Raw genomic sequence first — 3,829 nt, 5'->3', positions numbered from 1 at the left:
CCGCAGGACGACCCGCGGGGCGTCAGTTGGGGCCGGACCAGTAGGACTCCTCCCACTGCGTTCTGTCAGGGGTGAATTCCACCTCGGACTTGTCGGCGGCGCCGGGCGGGAGGGAGAAGGCGTACTTGCCGACGACTTCCCTGCCCGGGAGTACGTAGCCCGTGAGGATCTTCTGGCGGCCGCTTCCGTCGATCACCATCTCCGTGGAGGCCCCGTCGGCGTCGTTGACCTTGGGCAGCCCCGATTCGATCGAGAGCCGCTCCTTGCTGGTGTTGACGACCGTGATCGTCACCTGAATCGCCTTGTTGCCCTTCGCGTGACCGAATACGAACGCGTCCGGTTCGAAGGGCTCGGGCTTGGCAACCGTGACCTTGAGGCCGTTCTTGAACGTGTACGCCTCGCCATAGGCCAGGTGCCTGGCCCGCTCCTCCTGCGCCTCGCGCTCCTTCTGCCGCGCCTGCCGTTCCTTCTCCTCGGCCACCGCCGCCCGGTCCGCGGCCCTCTTCGCGCGGGCGTCGTCGGCCTCCATCTTCACGCTCACCGCGGCGACCGTCCCGAGGCCGGCCGCGATCACCAGGCCGACGCCGCCCAGGATCACGCCGGCGAGCGCCATCCCCTTGTTGCTCGCCAGCCCCTTGCGCGCGTGGCTCAGCCCGATGAAGCCGAAGATCACGGCCAGCAGGGCGGGCAGCCAGGACATCCAGAACAGGATGATGGCCAGGCCGAGGGCGACACCGGCCAGGCCGAGCACCAGGGAGGCCACGCCCATGGCGTTACGGTCCGGCGGGGGCGGCGCCGGGTACGGATACGGGTGCGCGTACGGGGACGGGGAGGGGGGCGGCGGGTACTGCGGCCAGGACGCGGGCGCCGATCCGGGAGGCGGGGGACCCCAGGGGTCTTGGCCGCTCTGCTCCTGGGCGGGGGGCTGGTCCTGGGCGGAGGCCTGATCCTGGGCGGCGGCCTGGTCCGGAGTGGCGGCCTGGTCCGGAGTGGCCTGCTCCTGGCCGGTGGGCTCCTGGCTCGCCGGGTCCTCGACAGGGGGCTCCTGCCCGGCGGGTCTCTGGTCGCCGGGTCTCTGGTCGCCAGGAGGTGCGGGCTTGGTCACGAAAAATCCTTCATGCAGGGCGAATTGGCGGGTCGATGACATTACCAGTCGCTTTTACCGTTTCCTGATCGGCCGTCGACTCCTCGGTGGCTCCCCGGCGACTCCCCGGCGGGGCCGCTTCCGGACAGGCCCGCCCCCGACGCCCGCGCCCGAAGCCCGTGTCCGGCGATGTCCGGTGCGGCGACCCGAAGCGTCCGAACCAGAACCCAACTTGATCCCTGATGGCGGTCGGTGACGCGGACGCGCAGGTAGCTGTGCGTTTGAGGGCTTCGGCGGGCCCCGGCCGCACACGCGGACTACGGTACGGACGCACCGCGCCACCCTCCGCGGTCGCCTGAGGAGGAATCCTGTGTCATCGCCCTGCGACCCCCAGCACGCTCCCGCCGGCGATGTGGGCGCGGCGCTCATGATGGTCGACTCACGGCTCAAGATCGTCCATGAGGGCAAGACGAAGATCGACCCCGAACAGCGGGCGCTGATGGACCAGTTCACGGCGTCGCTGGGGCCCCGGGGCGCCGATGCCGTGCTGGACGGCGCGTGCACGCTCATCTTCATGTTCATGAAGTGGCTGCGGATGGCCTACGAGGACCACGACCGGGACGTCATCGAGTACGTGGTGCCCAACCTCGTGGCCACGATGCGCATGATGCCCAGGAGCGTACGGCCCGAGGTCATCCCCACCATGACCGGGCTGGTCATCGCCGCGGGCACCGGGCTGAGCCCCAACTTGTGGCGCAAACAGTACGGTTACTGGACGAAGGACGAGATGACTCCGCTGGAGGTCACGGCCTTCCTCCTCGCGGAGCACATCAACCGCATCACCGAGGACCCCGACTTCGCCGTCCGCATGATCGCGGAAGTCCTGCCGGATACGGACGAGGAAGAGGACGATGATGACGACGACGAGCCCGAGTACTGAGACGCCGGCCGCGCCCCCACCACTCGCGCCACTCGTGCCGCTCGCGCCGGGTCAGCGGTGCGCCAGGCCGTCGATCATCAGGCCGAGGGTGAAGTCGAAGCGGTCGTGGCCCTCGCCCGAGGTGAGCTCGGCGGCATGCCGTGTGGTGTGCGGGAAGGTCTCGGCGGGCAGGGCCGCCAACCGGCGCAGCAGTTCGTCCCGGTCACGTACCCAGGCGATGTCGTCGTCCGCCGCCCGCCGGCGCGCGATCGACAGCTCCAGGCAGTAGGCGGCCACGTACAGGAAGAGGGCGTCGATGGCCCACGCGGCGGCCTGCGGGGAGACGCCCCCGGCGAGCAGGATCGCCAGCGCCCCCTCGCTGACCCGTACGGCCTCAAGGTCGGTGGGGGCCATGGCCAGCGCGGCGCGGGAGATGCCGGGGTACTTCAGGTACTGGTCGCGCATCTGGACGCACACGCCGCGGATCTGCTCCCGCCAGGCCGCGGGGTCGGGCTCGGGCAGTACGAGCCCGGCGCACAGCCGCCCGATGAGCAGCTCGTCGAGGTCGGCCTTGTTGACCACGTGGGCGTAGAGCGAGGCGGGCCCGGTGTCGAGCGCGCCGGCCAGTCGGCGCATGGTCAGCGCCTCGTACCCCTCGGTCGCGGTGAGGTTCAGCGCGGTGTCGACGACCTGTTCCACGGTGATCGGGACCTTGCGGCGCCGCGGCTTGGGAGCGGATGCGGCCTCGGGGTTCGGCGGCTGGTGGCGAGCCGCGCGTCGCTCTCTCGGGTTCACCCGCCCATCATAACTTGACACGAACGGTGTTCGTACGTAGAACGGTGTTCATGATGAACGGCATTCAGCAGGACACGGACGTGACCGTGGTCGGAGCCGGCCCGGTGGGCCTCATGCTCGCCGCGGAACTGGCGCTCTCCGGCGCGACGGTGCAGGTACTGGAGCGGCTGGCCGAACCCGCCGAGGCCATGAAGGCCGGGGGCATCAACGTGCCGACGGCCGAGGCGCTGGACCGCCGCGGCCTGCTGCCCGCGGCCGAGAAGGTGCAGCAGGACCTGCTGGACAGGGTGGGGCCGCCGGCGGGCAGCCTTCAGCAGACCCCCGGCGCCCGCTTCACCGGGCACTTCGCGGGCATCGTCCTCGACCCCGCCATCGTGGACTGGTCCGACCCCGACCTCGCCGCGCACACCTCGGTCGACGGCGCGCGCATGGTGCCGCAGCGCGAACTGGAGGGGCTGCTGGCCGAGCACGTCGCGGCGCTGGGCGTGCCGGTGTGGCGCGGGGTGGAGGTCACCTCGTTCGAGGACACCGGCGACGGCGTGCGCGTGGAAACGGGCACCGCGGGCACGGTACGCACCGGCTGGCTGGTCGGATGCGACGGCGGGCGCAGCACCGTACGCCGCCTGGCGGGCATCGGCTTCCCCGGCACCGACCCCGAACTCACCGGATACATGGCGCTCACCGACATCGAAGACCCCTCGGTGCTCGCGAACGGCTGGGGCTGGTCGCCGCAGGGCGCGTACCGCTACGGGCCGCAGCCCGGACGCGTGGTCGCCGTCGACTTCGTCCCGCCGCCCGCCGACCGCTCGACGCCCGTGACCTTGGAGGAGCTCCAGGCGAGCCTGCGCCGGGCCTCGGGCACCGACGTCACGCTGACCGGGCTGCGCGGCGAAGCGACGCGCTGGAGCGACAACGCCCGCCAGGCGGCTGCCTACCGCTCGGGCCGGGTGCTGCTGGCCGGCGACTCCGCGCACGTGCACTCGCCGTTCGGCGGCCAGGGGCTCAACCTCGGGTTCGGCGACGCCATGAAC

The 3,829-nt window shown here is 71.4% G+C and carries 4 protein-coding genes; 2 read left to right on the top strand and 2 right to left on the bottom strand.

The features are described 5' to 3' along the window. Window positions 1-22: 22 nt before the first annotated feature. The gene (locus tag ACFU99_RS36690) at window positions 23-1,105 is read right to left on the bottom strand and encodes a DUF4190 domain-containing protein (RefSeq protein WP_384400888.1); all 1,083 of its coding nucleotides are present in this window, start codon (window positions 1,103-1,105) and stop codon (window positions 23-25) included. Between the two features lie 349 nt (window positions 1,106-1,454). On the opposite strand from ACFU99_RS36690, the gene ACFU99_RS36685 reads away from it, so the two are divergent. Then, the gene (locus ACFU99_RS36685) at window positions 1,455-2,024 is read left to right on the top strand and encodes a hypothetical protein (protein ID WP_384400885.1); all 570 of its coding nucleotides are present in this window, start codon (window positions 1,455-1,457) and stop codon (window positions 2,022-2,024) included. Between the two features lie 51 nt (window positions 2,025-2,075). Here the strand turns inward: ACFU99_RS36685 and ACFU99_RS36680 are convergent, their stop codons facing one another. Then, window positions 2,076-2,798 (bottom strand): TetR/AcrR family transcriptional regulator, encoded by a 723-nt coding sequence (locus ACFU99_RS36680; protein WP_384400882.1) that lies wholly within the window; start codon window positions 2,796-2,798, stop codon window positions 2,076-2,078. Between the two features lie 50 nt (window positions 2,799-2,848). Here ACFU99_RS36680 and ACFU99_RS36675 point away from each other — a divergent pair. After that, window positions 2,849-3,829 (top strand): FAD-dependent oxidoreductase (locus ACFU99_RS36675; protein WP_384400879.1); only part of this gene is annotated, 981 nt, incomplete at its 3' end.

The organism is Streptomyces sp. NPDC057654, from assembly GCF_042800135.1.
GTDB lineage: Bacteria > Actinomycetota > Actinomycetes > Streptomycetales > Streptomycetaceae > Streptomyces.
The sequence above is the reverse complement of the archived record's forward strand: the minus strand, read 5'-3'. Positions and strand labels throughout refer to the sequence as shown.